At 67.7% G+C, this 14,455-nt stretch carries 13 protein-coding genes, 1 pseudogene and 1 riboswitch; of the genes and pseudogenes, 10 read left to right on the top strand and 4 right to left on the bottom strand.

Annotated elements, in window-relative coordinates; translation table 11 throughout:
• From WAN02_RS10175 to cobM, 7 genes and pseudogenes are all read left to right on the top strand, one after another.
• Window positions 1-309: pseudogene (locus tag WAN02_RS10175) on the top strand (hypothetical protein); the annotation flags it as partial.
• 133 nt (window positions 310-442) lie between these two features.
• Entirely contained in the window at window positions 443-2,293 is a 1,851-nt protein-coding gene (gene lepA, locus WAN02_RS10170; protein WP_422264031.1) for a translation elongation factor 4, read from the top strand.
• 2 nt (window positions 2,294-2,295) lie between these two features.
• Complete coding sequence (locus tag WAN02_RS10165; protein WP_422264029.1) at window positions 2,296-3,054, top strand: sensor domain-containing protein; 759 nt, start codon at window positions 2,296-2,298, stop codon at window positions 3,052-3,054.
• A gap of 33 nt (window positions 3,055-3,087) precedes the next feature.
• A complete protein-coding gene (locus WAN02_RS10160) occupies window positions 3,088-3,975 on the top strand; it encodes a nitrite reductase (protein ID WP_422264028.1) in 888 nt (295 codons plus the stop codon).
• The gene (locus tag WAN02_RS10155) at window positions 3,972-4,646 is read left to right on the top strand and encodes a precorrin-8X methylmutase (protein WP_422264027.1); all 675 of its coding nucleotides are present in this window, start codon (window positions 3,972-3,974) and stop codon (window positions 4,644-4,646) included. Before WAN02_RS10160 ends, WAN02_RS10155 begins: the two co-directional genes overlap by 4 nt.
• Window positions 4,643-6,160: a precorrin-3B C(17)-methyltransferase gene (gene cobJ / locus WAN02_RS10150; RefSeq protein WP_422264026.1), complete on the top strand. Its 1,518-nt coding sequence runs from the start codon at window positions 4,643-4,645 to the stop codon at window positions 6,158-6,160. The genes WAN02_RS10155 and cobJ overlap by 4 nt, the downstream gene beginning before the upstream one ends.
• On the top strand, window positions 6,157-6,933 hold the full coding sequence (cobM, locus tag WAN02_RS10145) for a precorrin-4 C(11)-methyltransferase (protein ID WP_422264025.1): 777 nt from the start codon (window positions 6,157-6,159) through the stop codon (window positions 6,931-6,933). Before cobJ ends, cobM begins: the two co-directional genes overlap by 4 nt.
• 2 nt (window positions 6,934-6,935) lie before the next feature.
• Here cobM and cbiE read toward each other — a convergent pair whose 3' ends face one another.
• Entirely contained in the window at window positions 6,936-8,150 is a 1,215-nt protein-coding gene (gene cbiE, locus WAN02_RS10140; protein WP_422264024.1) for a precorrin-6y C5,15-methyltransferase (decarboxylating) subunit CbiE, read from the bottom strand.
• Between the two features lie 10 nt (window positions 8,151-8,160).
• Window positions 8,161-8,330: riboswitch (cobalamin riboswitch) on the top strand.
• A gap of 9 nt (window positions 8,331-8,339) precedes the next feature.
• Here cbiE and WAN02_RS10135 point away from each other — a divergent pair.
• The 3 genes from WAN02_RS10135 to WAN02_RS10125 are packed head-to-tail and all read left to right on the top strand — an operon-like array spanning window position 8,340 to window position 12,276.
• Complete coding sequence (locus tag WAN02_RS10135) at window positions 8,340-10,316, top strand: VWA domain-containing protein (protein WP_422264023.1); 1,977 nt, start codon at window positions 8,340-8,342, stop codon at window positions 10,314-10,316.
• Entirely contained in the window at window positions 10,316-10,930 is a 615-nt protein-coding gene (gene cobO, locus WAN02_RS10130) for a cob(I)yrinic acid a,c-diamide adenosyltransferase (protein WP_422264022.1), read from the top strand. The genes WAN02_RS10135 and cobO overlap by 1 nt, the downstream gene beginning before the upstream one ends.
• Complete coding sequence (locus tag WAN02_RS10125) at window positions 10,924-12,276, top strand: cobyrinate a,c-diamide synthase (protein ID WP_422264021.1); 1,353 nt, start codon at window positions 10,924-10,926, stop codon at window positions 12,274-12,276. The genes cobO and WAN02_RS10125 overlap by 7 nt, the downstream gene beginning before the upstream one ends.
• Here WAN02_RS10125 and WAN02_RS10120 read toward each other — a convergent pair.
• From WAN02_RS10120 to WAN02_RS10110, 3 genes are all read right to left on the bottom strand, one after another.
• A complete protein-coding gene (locus WAN02_RS10120; protein ID WP_422264030.1) occupies window positions 12,265-12,990 on the bottom strand; it encodes a cobalt-precorrin-6A reductase in 726 nt (241 codons plus the stop codon). The genes WAN02_RS10125 and WAN02_RS10120 overlap by 12 nt on opposite strands.
• Entirely contained in the window at window positions 12,990-13,748 is a 759-nt protein-coding gene (gene cobF, locus WAN02_RS10115; protein ID WP_422264020.1) for a precorrin-6A synthase (deacetylating), read from the bottom strand. Before cobF ends, WAN02_RS10120 begins: the two co-directional genes overlap by 1 nt.
• Window positions 13,741-14,455: cobaltochelatase subunit CobN (locus tag WAN02_RS10110; protein WP_422264019.1), on the bottom strand; the 715-nt coding region annotated here is incomplete at its 5' end. The genes WAN02_RS10110 and cobF, both read right to left, overlap by 8 nt.

The following is a 14,455-nucleotide window of genomic DNA, read 5'->3' as shown; positions in this document are numbered from 1 at the left end:
GTCCAGGGTGACGGCACCACAGCGTTCGACTACCTGATCTACGGGCTCAACCCGGCCGACAACCTTGCCACTGACCCGGGTTCGTACAACGTGTTGAACGGCGCGTTGACCGAGTTCTATGACGCCTCCAACGTCGAGCTGTACTCGCTGCTGAACAACGGTGACCTGCTCCCCGTAGCCGACGCATTCGGATCAGCGCACGAGATCGGCATTGCGTTGGGCGCCGACGCCACCGTCTCGAGCGCCGCCACCGCATTCTTCGACGCCGGCCTCGCCGACCTGACCGGTTTCTTGACGCCAGCGCTGTAAGAGTTCCACGCTCCACAACGAACCCCCGGAGGATCACTCCGGGGGTTTCGTTTTGGCCGTTCCGCCCGGCGATTGTGCTGCAGGGCCCGCCCCTGGATACCCTGATAGCGCCTAAGTCCGGCTTCATCAGGAGATTCCCATCAGCAGTTTTGCCGACAAGACCTTCACCGCGCCGGCGCAGATTCGGAACTTCTGCATCATCGCCCACATTGACCACGGCAAGTCCACGCTGGCCGACCGGATGCTGCAGCTCACCGGTGTCGTCGCGGAACGGGATATGCGGGCGCAGTACCTCGACCGGATGGACATCGAGCGGGAGCGCGGCATCACCATCAAGGCGCAGAACGTGCGGCTGCCGTGGAACGTGGACGGCACCGACTACGTCCTGCATCTGATCGACACCCCGGGCCACGTCGACTTCACCTACGAGGTGTCGCGCGCGCTGGAGGCCTGCGAGGGTGCGGTGCTGCTGGTCGACGCCGCGCAGGGCATCGAGGCGCAGACGCTGGCGAACCTGTACCTGGCGCTCGATCGCGACCTGCACATCATTCCGGTGCTCAACAAGATCGACCTGCCCGCCGCCGACCCCGACCGCTACGCCGGCGAGATCGCCCACATCATCGGGTGTGAGCCGAGCGATGTCCTGCGTGTGTCCGGCAAGACGGGTGAGGGCGTCACCGACCTGCTCGACCACGTGGTGCGCGAAGTTCCGCCGCCTACAGGAGACGCGCAAGCGCCCACGCGCGCAATGATTTTCGACTCCGTCTACGACATCTACCGCGGTGTGGTCACCTACGTCCGGGTGATCGACGGCAAGATCACGCCACGCGAGAAGATCACCATGATGTCCACCGGTTCCACCCACGAGCTACTGGAGGTGGGCATCGTCTCGCCCGAGCCGAAGGCCACCGCCGGCCTTGGTGTGGGGGAGGTCGGCTATCTGATCACCGGTGTGAAGGACGTCCGCCAGTCCAAGGTCGGCGACACCGTGACCACCGCGCGCCACGGCGCGAAGGAGGCGCTGACTGGGTACCGCGAACCCAAGCCGATGGTCTATTCGGGCCTGTATCCCGTCGATGGCTCCGACTACCCAGATCTGCGCGACGCGTTGGAGCGGCTCCAACTCAACGATGCCGCGCTCACCTATGAACCCGAGACCTCGGTAGCGCTCGGTTTCGGTTTCCGCTGCGGCTTTCTGGGTCTGCTGCACATGGAGATCACCCGCGAGCGCCTGGAACGCGAATTCGACCTCGACCTCATCTCGACGTCACCCAACGTGGTCTACCGCGTGGAGAAGGAAGACAACTCCGAGGTCGTCGTCACCAATCCGTCGGACTGGCCCGAAGGCAAGGTCCGCGCGGTCTATGAGCCCATCGTCAAGACCACCGTGATCACGCCCAGCGAGTTCATCGGCACCGTCATGGAGCTGTGCCAGTCCCGGCGCGGCGAACTGGGCGGCATGGACTACCTATCGCCCGAACGGGTGGAGCTGCGCTACACCATGCCCCTGGGCGAGATCATCTTCGACTTCTTCGACTCGCTGAAGTCGCGCACCCGCGGCTACGCCAGCCTCGATTACGAAGAAGCCGGCGAGCAGGAGGCCGCACTGGTCAAGGTGGACATCCTGTTGCAGGGTGAGGCCGTCGACGCGTTCAGCGCCATCGTGCACAAGGACAACGCCGCTGCCTACGGCAACAAGATGACCACCAGGCTGAAAGAGCTGATTCCGCGTCAGCAGTTCGAAGTGCCGATACAGGCAGCGATCGGGTCCAAAATCATTGCGCGCGAGAACATTCGCGCGATTCGAAAGGACGTGCTGTCCAAGTGCTATGGCGGTGACATCACCCGTAAGCGCAAGCTGCTGGAGAAGCAGAAGGAAGGCAAGAAGCGGATGAAGACCATCGGCCGCGTCGACGTGCCGCAGGAGGCCTTCGTCGCCGCACTGTCCACGGACGCCGCGGGGGACAAAGGCAGTAAGAAATAGCCATGCGGACCGTCGGACTGGCCACGGCGTGCGCGGTGATCGCCGCATTCGCAGTGGGCTGCGGTCCGGTTGTCGACGGGACGGCCAAGCCGGCACCAAACCTGAAGCCGCGACCGCTGTCCGGCCAGATCGTCAAGAAGGTGCTGCTGAACGACGCCAGGCTGGCACGGATGCTCGGCCAGCCTTTCGTCGCACGTCAACCCGCACAGTTCGGTGGCGCTGACAAGCTCGACCAGCGTGACGCGCCACCGGAGTCGGCCGATTGCCTGGGCGTGACGGCGATGCTGCAGCAGAGCGTCTACGGGTCGGCCGATGTCCAGACCGTCGCGTCGGAGTCGTGGTGGAACGACGGCGACCCGGCTCAGGTGATCAGCGTGATGGAGGGCGTTGTCGCGCTGCCCACGGCCGCACAAGCTCAACAGCTGTTCGCGAAGTTCCCCCCGCAGTGGCAGCAATGCGCAGGCAAGACGACCACCGATCAGACCGGTCCGATCAGCACGACGACCGTGATCGGCGACATCCACGTCGCCGATTCCGTTGTCGCAGCCACGAATACCGCGACCGCGACGCTCCCCGACATGCCGGCCCTGCAACCCACCCCGCAGTCGCGGGCGATCGGTGTCCGGTTGAACTGCATCGTCGAAGTCGAGGTCGTATTCTTCGGCGATCGGCGGCCGTCCGATCCGGGTACGGGCAATCCGGACACCAGTGCCACCGACATCGCTCACGCGATGATGGACAGGGTCAGCAGATTCAGCTGATCCGAGAGTGCAACCATGAAGCGAAGGCCGCTGATGACTACGGACACTCGTAACCGGACAGATATGTGCCCCGGCGTGTGGCGACCGTGGCAGGCCGACGACGGGTTGCTGGTCCGCATCCGGCTGATCGGTGGCCTGCTGCCCACTGCGGCGCTGCAACGACTGTCTGACATCAGCCAGCAGCACGCCGACGGTCGCGTCTACCTGACCGGGCGTGCCAATCTGCAACTGCGCGGACTGCCGGCCGACGGGCCGCAGTTGACTGCTGCCGCCGCGACGGCGCTCGAATCGACCGGTCTGATCCCTACGCGCACACACGAACTCGTGCGGAACGTGCTCGCCTCACCGCAGACGGGCCTGGCTGGCGGCCGAGCCGATCTGCGCCCGGTGCTCAACCGCCTCGACACACTGTTGTGCGCAGACCCCGACCTCGGTCGGCTGCCGGGCCGTTTCCTGTTCACGCTCGACGACGGTCGCGGCGACCTGCTCGACCGGCTCACCGCAGCCGGCAAGCGTGGAACCGACTTGGGGTGTGTGGTGCTCGACGATGATGCGGCTCAGTTGCGTGTCGGCGGGCACTGGGGAGCCGTCGCTCCGTTGGCTGAGATCGCCGACCGGTTGACCGACCTGGCGTCGCAATTCCTCGACGTTCGCGGAACGGACGCCGATGCGCCGTGGCACATCCGCGAGCTTGCTCGGCCGCTGCAACCACCGGTCGATGCCGACCCGCGAATCCCCAGTCCGGCATCGCCGCTGCCGTATGGCCCGGTGGCCGGCGGCATCCACGTATCGGCCCAGAACGGCGCCCTGACACCCGACCTTGTTCATTCGCTGCTCGAACTAGGAACTGAGGCAACGCATGTCGTCGTCACACCCTGGCGTGGCGTCCTCGTCCCGAACAGCCTGGAGGTACCTGAGTGACCCAAACGAGCGATGCCCGCCGACCGACACGGCGCTACGATTACATCGCCGACGGCCCCGCGATCTACGCTGACTCCTTCGCCACCATCCGCCGTGAAGCCGACCTGTCACACATCCCGCCGGACGCCGAAAAACTTGCCGTCCGGATGATCCACGGCACCGGGCAGCCAAACCTGGTTGACGACTTGGAGATTCACCCCGCGCTGGTGTCCGCCGCGCGAACCGCGCTACAAGCCGGCGCGCCCATTCTGTGTGATGCACGCATGGTCGCCACTGGCATCACCGCCGGGAGGCTTCCTGCCGCCAACGACGTGCACTGCTTTTTGAACGATCCGGGCGTGCCGGAGTTGGCCAAACAATGGAACACCACGCGCACCGCGGCCGCGGTCTCGTTGTGGGAGCCGTTGCTGGACGGCGCGGTCGTCGCCATCGGCAACGCCCCGACTGCGCTGTTTCATCTCTTGGAGATGCTGATCGACGGTGCGCCGCGGCCTGCCGCGATCGTGGGCTGTCCGGTGGGATTCGTCGGTGCCGCGGAATCCAAGGCGGCCCTTGCCTCGTTGTCCCACGAGCATGGCATCGATATCCCATTCGTGACGGTGCGTGGACGGCGCGGCGGGTCGGCCATCACGTCGTCAGCAGTCAACGCGCTGGCCTCGGAGGCCGAATGACTGCCGGGCAATTCTACGGAATTGGCTTGGGCCCAGGCGATCCCGAGCTGATCACTCGTAAGGCGGCACGGGTCATCGGTGAATCCGACGTCATCGCCTACCACGCGGGGGTCAACAAGCAGTCCTACGCGCGGACCATCGCGGCGGACCTGATTCCCGCGGACGCCATCGAGGAGGAGCTGCGCTATCCGCTCACCACCGGGACGACGGATCATCCCGGCGGATATGCCGGAGCGCTGGCCGAGTTCTACGAGGAATCGGCTGCCAGACTTGCTGCGCACCTGGAAGCCGGTCGCACCGTTGCCCTGCTCGCCGAAGGTGATCCGTTGTTCTACGGGTCTTTCATGTACATGCACGATCGGCTCAGCACCCGCTTCGCCACCGAGGTGATCCCCGGAATACCGGCATTCACTGCCGCGACGGCGGCCGTCGCCTCCCCGCTGGTGCGCCAGACCGACGTGCTGACAGTGCTGCCCGGAACCCTGCCAGAAGCCGAACTCGCCCGGCGCCTGGCTGACACCGACGGCGCGATCATCATGAAGCTGGGCCGCACGTTTCCGGCCGTACGGCGGGCGCTCGTCGCCGCTGGACGTCTTGATCACGCGATGTATGTCGAGCGGGCCAGCCATCCGCAGCAGCGCTGGATGCCGGTGGCCGATGTCGACGAATCCACGGTGCCGTATCTGTCGCTGATCGTGGTCAATGGCGATTCGATCAACGGCCCGCGTTCTCGCGTCATGGTCGAAGAGCCCAATCCCGCAACAGTTTCTACGGGGTCAGGTATCGCTGAGCTTCTCGTGATCGGGTTGGGGCCGGGGCCGGACGGCTGGATGACGCCGGAAGCGGCGACCGCGCTGGCCCAGGTGCAGCACGTGGTCGGTTACGCACCGTACGTGGCGCGGGTGCCGCAGCGAGAAGGCCTGCAACGGCACGCATCCGGCAACACCGTCGAAGTCGACCGGGCGCGGTTCGCGCTGGACCTCGCGCTGCGCGGCGAGTCCGTCGCCGTCGTCTCCGGCGGTGACGCAGGCGTATTCGGGATGGCCTCCGCTGTGTTCGAGGCCGCCGACGACCAGCGATATGCCGCGGTTCATATCCGGGTGTTGCCCGCCGTGTCGGCCGTCCACGCCGTCGCCGCACTGGCCGGTGCACCGCTGGGAGCGGACTTCGCAGTGATGAGCCTGTCGGACCGGCTCAAGCCGTGGTCGGTGATCGAGAAGAGGCTGCGTGCCGTCGCCGAGGCCGATCTGATTCTGGCGATCTACAACCCGGCCTCGCGCGCCCGTCCTCACCAGATCGAGCTGGCCCGCGAGATCCTGCTCGAACACCGTCGCGCCGAGACCGTCGTCGTCATCGGACGTGATGTCGGACGAGCCGAGGAATCGCTGACCGTGACGACGCTCGGCAGCCTCGACACCGACACCATCGACATGAAAAGTCTTGTGTTGGTGGGAGCGTCGAGTACCCGCGCGACTGCGTCAGGCCGAGTGTGGACGCCGCGGTGGGTCCGGTGAACGCCGCGGTCGAGGTGGTGCAGTTCGTCGGCGCTGGACCGGGCGCGGCCGATTTGCTGACCGTCCGCGCTGTCCGGTTGCTCGAAGCGGCCGACACCGTCCTGTACCCGGGCAGCTATCTCGATGTGGACGTGCTGGAAAGCTGCTCTCCGGCAGCCGAGTTGATCGACACCCAGAATCTGAACCTTGACGAGATCATCGCCCGGATCGTCGGGGCGCACGGCGCCGGCCGACGTGTTGTGCGTCTGGTGTCGGGCGACCCGGCGCTCTACAGCGCGGTATCGGAGCAGACTCGACGACTCGACTCCGCAGGCGTGCCCTGGCAGATCACGCCGGGCGTGCCGTCATACGCCGCCGCGGCGGCACGGGTCGGTCGCGAGCTCACCGTCCCGTTGGTCGCGCAATCCGTGGTGTTGACCCGAACCCACGCGCGTTCCACCGCGATGCCGGCTACCGAATCGCTGGCGGCGTTTGCAGCGACCCGCGCAACCCTTGTGCTGCACTTGGCAATTACCGCCATCCGTGCGCTGATGGATCAGCTTGTACCGACACACGGCCAGGACTGCCCGGTTGTGGTGGTGTACCGGGCTTCTCAGCCGGAGGAACTCGTTCTACGCGGGACCGTCGCCGAGATTGCCGATCAGGTCGAGGCGGCCGGACTGCGCCAGGCTGCAGTGATCCTGGTGGGTGACGCGCTCGGCGAGCGTGCGGATTCGCGTGCGGGGGAGAGCCACTTGTACGACCCGCAGCGCCACCGGTCGGGCAACCGGTGAGGTCATCCAGGCGGCTTCGTGAACGCCCACTGGGTCACTGCGCGCGCCGGAGTCCAGCCGGTGAACGACCCGACCGGCGCGGCATGCTCGACATGAATGCGGGTGAGTTGACCCCCATGCTCGGCGTACAACGCGGCGAGCATCGCTTCGGTCTCCACCGTCACACCATGAACGACGATCCGGCCGCTGCCGCGCAGCGCGTCGAGGCACTGCTGCAAAACCCCGGCACGACTCGCCCCGCCGCCGACGAAAACAGCATCGGGGGTGTCCAAGTCGCTCAAGGCTTCCGGGGCCGAGGCGCAGACGATGCGAAGCGTGGGCACACCCAGCGACCGTGCATTGCGGGCGATTCGTTCGGCGCGCGCGGAGTCAGCTTCCACCGCAACGGCTCGACACGAGGGGTGAGCGCGCATCCATTCGATGCCCACCGAACCCGCGCCGGCGCCGATGTCCCACAACAGTTGACCCGGCACGGGCAGCAGTCGGGCCAGCGCGGCCGCGCGCAGATCCCGCTTCGTCAGCTGGCCGTCGTGCTCGAACGCGTCGTCGGGCAAGCCGGTCGCCCACCCGGCGAGCAGCGGTCCGTTCAGTTGCAGCGCAACAATATTCAGCCGTGGCGATGCGCCGGAGAATTCAGCGGCTGTTGTCTCGTCGATCGTCTCGTGGTCGCTGCCGAGGTCACCCAGCACCACGAAGCGGCTCGACCCGTATCCGCGCGCGCCAAGCAGATCAGCAAGGACCGCAGGCGTTTTCTCGTCGGACGACAACACCAGGACTCGGCGCCCGGGGGCCAGCTCCCGCAGCGCCGCGTGCACATCACGGCCCACGACGCTGACGACCGCGATGGACTCCGCAGACCAGCCGAGCCGCGCCCGCGCGAGCGTCACCGAGGACAGATGCGGGATGACCGCGACCCGGTCGGAGCCCAAGATGTCGACCAGCGTGGTCCCGATTCCGCTCAGCATCGGGTCGCCGGAGGCCAGCGCGACCACGTTCCGGCCCGCGAATTGCGTCAACAGCTCCGGCAACGCCGCGCTCAACGGAGACGGCCACGGCTGGCGGACCTGGCCATCGGCGACGGGCACCAGCTCCAGCTGGCGCGGACCGCCCAGCACCACTTCCGCCGAACCGATGATGGCCCGCGCGGCCGGCGTCAGCCCGTCCCAACCGTCGGCGCCGACGCCGACGACAGTTACCCGCAGGTCAGAGGACGACACTGCGGCGATGCTAGCGTAAGGCCCGCGAGGCACCCCGCGAACAGGCGTAATCGGTTCGTTGGGGAACGAGGGAAGCCGGTGAGATTCCGGCACAGGCCCGCTACGGTGATCCGTCGCGCCGCCCGGTCAACGGGCGCACGAGCGGTCAGTCCGACTGCCGGCCTCGCATGAAACGAGCGGAGCCTCACCATGCCTGATCAGCTGTACCCGTTCACCGCCGTCCTCGGCGGCGACCCCGATGCGTCCGATGGGCTCGACGACATGGCGCTGGCGCTTGTTCTCACCGTCGTCGACCCCGGCATCGGGGGCGTGCTCGTGCGCGGCGAGAAGGGCACCGCGAAATCCACTATGGTGCGTGCGCTCACCCAGATCCTGCCGCCCATCGACGTCGTCGCCGGTGACCGCTTCTCTACCGACCCGGCCGAGCCGAACCCTGCCTCGCCGGACGGAGCGTTCGGGCCTGACGCGCGCGTGCAGACAAGACCCGTGCGCCTGGTGGAGCTTCCCGTCGGTGCCACCGAGGATCGCGTCGCAGGATCGATCGACCTCAAACAGGCCCTGAGCGACGGCGCCGTGCACTTCGAACCTGGCCTGCTGGCCAGGGCGCACCGCGGAATCCTCTACGTGGACGAAGTCAACCTCCTGCACGATCACCTCGTCGATCTGCTTCTCGATGCGGCTGCCATGGGCACTGTCACCGTGGAACGCGACGGCATATCGGTCACTCACGCGGCCAGGTTCGTGCTGGTCGGCACGATGAATCCGGAGGAGGGCGAGCTGCGTCCGCAACTGCTCGACCGCTTCGGCCTCGCCGTCGAGGTCGCTGCGCCGCGGGACCCGGCGCTGCGCGCCGAAGTCGTGCGCCGGCGACTGCAGTTCGATGCAGACCCGCAGGCCTTTGGCGCCCGATACGCGAATGCCGAAGAGCGGCTTCGCGATCGGATCCAACATGCCCAGTCGGTCCTGCCCGGAATCCGACTCACCGACGCGGCGTTGCTCAAGATCGCCGAAGTCTGCGCAGCGGCCGGTGTCGACGGCATGCGAGCCGACATCGTCATGGCGCGCGCAGCCGCCGCCCACGCCGCATGGCATGACCGCGAACACCCGAACATCGACGACCTGCGGGCCGCCGCCAAACTCGCACTGCCACACCGCCGTCGGCGTAATCCTTTCGACGCGCCCGGACTCGACGACGACGAACTCGACGAGCTGTTGCCGCCCGACACCGATCAGGGTCCCGACCCCGATACCGATCCCGACGATCCCGGCGGCGGACACGACGCCGACGACACCCCGGACGCCGTCCCGCCTAGTGCGGGCGGTCATCAGACTCCGACGTCGGCACCGCCGGTTGGAGCCGGCGATCCTTACCGGACAAAGCTTTTCACGGTCCGCGGGGTGGGGGACGGGCATGCCGGCCGTCGCAGCCGCGCCCGGACCACCGCGGGTCGACGCACTGGGGCCACGCCGGTCTCGGACGCGGGCATCCACCTGGTCGAGACCGTGCGGGCTGCCGCGCCGCATCAGGCCACCCGCGGCCGCACCAGCGGTCGGCTGTTGCTCAGGCCCACCGATCTGCGCCGGGCGGTCCGCGAGGGACGCGAAGCCAACCTGGTGATGTTCGTCGTCGACACTTCCGGGTCCATGGCGGCCCGCGAACGGATGCATCAGGTCAAGACGGCCATCTTGTCGCTGTTGCTCGACGCCTACCGCAGACGTGACCGGGTCGGCGTCATCACCTTCCGCGACCACGCGGCGGAGATCGCCCTTCCGCCGACCGGTTCGATCGACATCGCGGCCAAGCGCCTCGACGACCTGCCGGCCGGTGGGCGGACTCCGCTCGCTGAAGGGCTGATGAAGGCGGCCGAGGTGGTGCGGCGCGAACGGCTGCGCGACCCGAGTCGACGGCCACTGCTCGTCATCGTCACCGACGGCCGCGCGACCGCGGGCCCGGACGCCGTCGGCCGGGCCCAACAGGCCGCGGCGTTTTTGGTGAAAGACGGGGTCGACAGCATCGTCGTCGACTGCGAAAGTGGCCGGATGCGAATAGGTCTGGCTGCAGACCTGGCTGAACATCTCCATGCCGAGCATGTGCCGCTGGCCCATGTGAGCGCTCAGGCGCTGGCCGACATCGTCCGCGGCGCAACAACTTCCGGGGCGGCCTGATGCCGCAGGGACAGGTACCCGTCGTACCCGACGACCAGCTCACGACCCGCCAGCGCCGCAATCGACCGCTGCTGATGGTGCACACCGGAGACGGCAAGGGAAAGTCAACGGCCGCATTCGGATTGGCGTTGCGCGGGTGGAACCAGGGATTCCGGATCGGAGTGTTCCAGTTCGTCAAGTCGGCCAAGTGGCGCATCGGCGAGCAGACCGTGCTCGAGCGATTGGGCACGTTGCACACCGAGACCGGTGAAGGCGGCCCCGTCGAATGGCACAAGATGGGGTCGGGCTGGTCGTGGAGTCGCAAGGCCGGCAGCGACATCGACCATGCACAAGAGGCCGCTGCCGGTTGGGCCGAGATCAAGCGACGCCTGGCTGCCGAGACCCACGACCTCTACGTGCTCGACGAATTCACCTACCCGATCAACTGGGGTTGGGTCGACATCGACGATGTCGTCGACACCCTCGCCGGCAGGCCAGGCCACCAACATGTCGTGGTGACCGGCCGTAAGGCCGATCCGCGGCTGATCGACATCGCCGACCTGGTCACCGAGATGGCCAACGTGAAGCATCCGATGGACGCCGGCCAGAAAGGCCAGCGAGGTATCGAGTGGTAGCCACCGAGCTTCCCCGCATCGTCGTCGCCGCACCCGCTTCCGGCCACGGAAAGACCACTGTGGCAACCGGATTGATGGCTGCTCTGGCCGCTCGGGGTTTGTCGGTATCCGGTCACAAGGTGGGGCCCGATTTCATCGACCCCGGCTATCACGCCCTGGCCACGGGTCGGCCGGGCCGCAACCTCGACCCGTTCCTGGTCGGCGAGCACCGCGTCGTTCCGCTGCTGCTACACGGCGCACGGTCGGCCGACGTCGCGGTACTCGAGGGTGTGATGGGTCTTTTCGACGGCCGGCTCGGTACCGCAGGGGAAGCATCCACCGCCCACGTCGCAGCGCTGACGGCGTCACCGGTGCTGCTGGTCGTCGACATCTCGCACGCGTCGCGGACGCACGCGGCGATGATCGCCGGGCTGGCGACCTTCGATCCGTCGGTGCGCATCGCGGGCGTGATCCTCAACAAGGCGGGCAGCGCACGGCACGCCGACGAGGTTCGCGACGCCCTTGGCCCGACCGGCATCCCGGTTCTGGGCGTTCTTCCCCGCGATGACCGCGTCGAGGTGCCGTCACGTCACCTGGGCCTGGTGCCCGCGGCGGAGCGCGCCGACTCCGCCCGCACGCTCGAGCGGATGACGGAAATGGTTGCCGCGCATGTCGATATCGACGCCCTGTTGTGTCTCGCACGTAGTGCCGGGGCACTGCACGAGGCGCCGTGGGACCCGACACAGGACATCCGGCCACCGACCGAGGCGCGGCCCGTGGTCGCGATGGCAGGTGGGCGGGCGTTCACCTTCCGCTACGGCGAGACCGAGGAACTGCTGCGCGCCGCCGGGTGCGACGTGGTCGAGTTCGACCCACTGGTCGACGCGACTCTGCCTGCGGGCACCGCCGGCATCTACCTCGGCGGCGGTTTTCCCGAGGTGCACGCCACCGAGCTCGCCCAGAACCGTTGCATGATGGCCGAAGTAGAATCCGCTATCACCGCAGGCGTCCCGACGGTCGCCGAGTGCGCCGGCCTGCTCTACCTGTGCCGGTCGCTCGACGACACACCGATGGTCGGCGCGGTGCCCGCCGACGCGGCGATGACGCCCCGTCTCACTCTTGGCTACCGAACAGCGACCAGCCCGGCGGATTCCGTACTCACCGAAAAGGGCATCACGGTCACCGGTCACGAATTCCACCGAACCGCAATCACTTCCTCGCAGAGCCGCCCGGCCTGGCAACTGCCCGCGGGTCCCGAAGGTTTCGCGACGCCGACACTGCACGCCGCCTACCTGCATACGCACTGGGCCGGCCACCCCGCTCTGGCACGACGCTTCGCGCAGGCCGTTCACGGCCTATCCGCCTAGCCAATCGACGGCCTCGTCGACATCGGACACCACCTGCACTCCTGACGGCACAGCCGGCCGCCGAACGACGACGACCGGGATGCCCAACTCGGCGGCGGCCTGCATCTTCGGCCAGGTGTACTCACCGCCGGAGTCCTTGGTGACCAACACATCCGCGGCGTGCTCACGCAGCAACGCCACCTCACCGGCTAATGCATACGGGCCGCGATCATGAATGAGCGTCCAGGCCGGTGGCAACGCGAAGTCCGGATCGTCGACGACGCGCGCCAGCACCGCCAACTCGCCAAGCGCCCCGACGAATTCGTGCAGCTGCTGGCGGCCGACGGTCAGCAGCGGCCGGGTGCCCAGCCGTAGCGCCTCGTCAGCGGCCTCACCGTGCGAGCTGACCCAATGCCAGGACGGTGTGGCCCGATCGCCCCAGCCGGGGCGTTGCATCCGCAGCAGCGGAACCGCCCGGTCGGCGCAGGCGCGCACGGCGTTGGCAGAGATCGTCGCCGAGAAGGGGTGAGTCGCGTCGACCACCATGTCGAAGTCGGCCAACGCTTTTCGTAACCCGTCGACACCGCCGAACCCGCCGATGCGCACCTGCCCCTCCGGAATTCGCGGGTGGGCGACCCGGCCGGCCAATGAGCTGGTCACGTCAACCCCGTCGGCGACTAATCGCGCGGCGAGCGCGCGGGCTTCCGAGGTCCCGCCCAGCAGCAGCACCCGCATCAGCGCCGCCGCAGCAGGTAGATGTCCATCACCCAACCGTTATCGGCGCGCGCCTGCTCGCGGGCTTCGGCGATCTGGCCGCCGACGTCGCCGAGTCGTCCCGCGATCAGCCGCTCGCCGGAAGCGCCGAGATTGGCGCCCCACCACACCGACCAATCGTCCAGACCGGTGAGGTCGAGTCGGTCCGGCGGCGGGTTGAGCATGGCGACGATGTTGTCCTGCCCGGCGGCGACGGCGTCCTGCAGCAGGCGACCGGTGGTGGTGTGCACCGAGCGGCCAACCTCGTGCAACACGATGCGGTGTCGTGCGGCGAGCAGTTGCGGAGCGCTGATGCCCGGTAACACGTCGAGTTCGATCGGTACGCCGAGGTGCTCGATCTTTTCGACCACGCGGATGGTCGAGTCGTACAGCGACGGGTCACCCAACACCAGAAACGCGGCGCTGCCGGCACGCTCGCGCAGCACGTCGGCGTAAGCGGCGGCCCGGGCGTCGTGCCAGTCGGCCACCGCGCGCTGATAGCCGGCGGCGCTCAGATCCGCAGCTCGGTCCCGCCGCGGATCGCGCACCGGCACAACGTCGATTGAGCCGTCGGTGTGCGCCTCGACGATCGCCTGTCGCAGCTCCAGGAGACCGTCGTCAGAGCCCTTGTCGGCTGCCAGGACGTAATCGACCGACCGCAGCGCATCGGCCACCTCCGGTGTGACGTGCTGGGGGCCCATGCCGACCCCCAGGATGCGCACCCGCACCGGATCAGCCACCGGCGCGGCCCTCGATGTCGCCTTCCACCTCCAGGTAGGCCTGCCGCAACCCGGCCAACGTCTCCGGTGACGGATCGGCCCACAGGCCACGGTCCGCGGCCTCCTGCAGGCGCTCGACCATGCCGTGCAATGCCCACGGGTTGGACTGGTTGAGGAACTCCCGGGTCTGCGGGTCGAGGACGTAGGACTCGGCGAGTTTCTCGTACATCCAGTCGTGCACGACCCCCGCGGTGGCGTCGAAACCGAACAGGTAGTCGACGGTGGCGGCCAGTTCGAAGGCGCCCTTGTAGCCGTGCCGGCGCATGGCCGAGATCCAGCGCGGGTTGACCACCCGGGCGCGGAACACCCGGGCGGTTTCTTCGGCCAGCGTGCGGGTACGCACCGCGTCGGGCGTCGTCGAATCACCCACGTAGGCCTTGGGATCGGACCCGGTCAACGCCCGCACCGTCGCGATCATGCCGCCGTGGTACTGGAAGTAGTCGTCGCTGTCGGCGATGTCGTGTTCGCGGGTGTCGATGTTCTTGGCTGCGACCTTGATTCGCGCGTAATTGGTGCGCATGTCATCGGCGGCGGCGCTGCCGTCCAGTCCGCGACCGTAGGCGAAGCCGCCCCAGGCGGTGTAGACCTCCGCCAGGTCGGTGTCGTCCCGCCAGGTTCCCGCTTCGACGACCTGCAGGATGCCCGCGCCGTAAGACCCCGGCTTGGAT

This window comes from Mycobacterium sp. (assembly GCF_049281135.1).
Taxonomy (GTDB): Bacteria; Actinomycetota; Actinomycetes; order Mycobacteriales; family Mycobacteriaceae; genus Mycobacterium.
The sequence above is the reverse complement of the archived record's forward strand: the minus strand, read 5'-3'. Positions and strand labels throughout refer to the sequence as shown.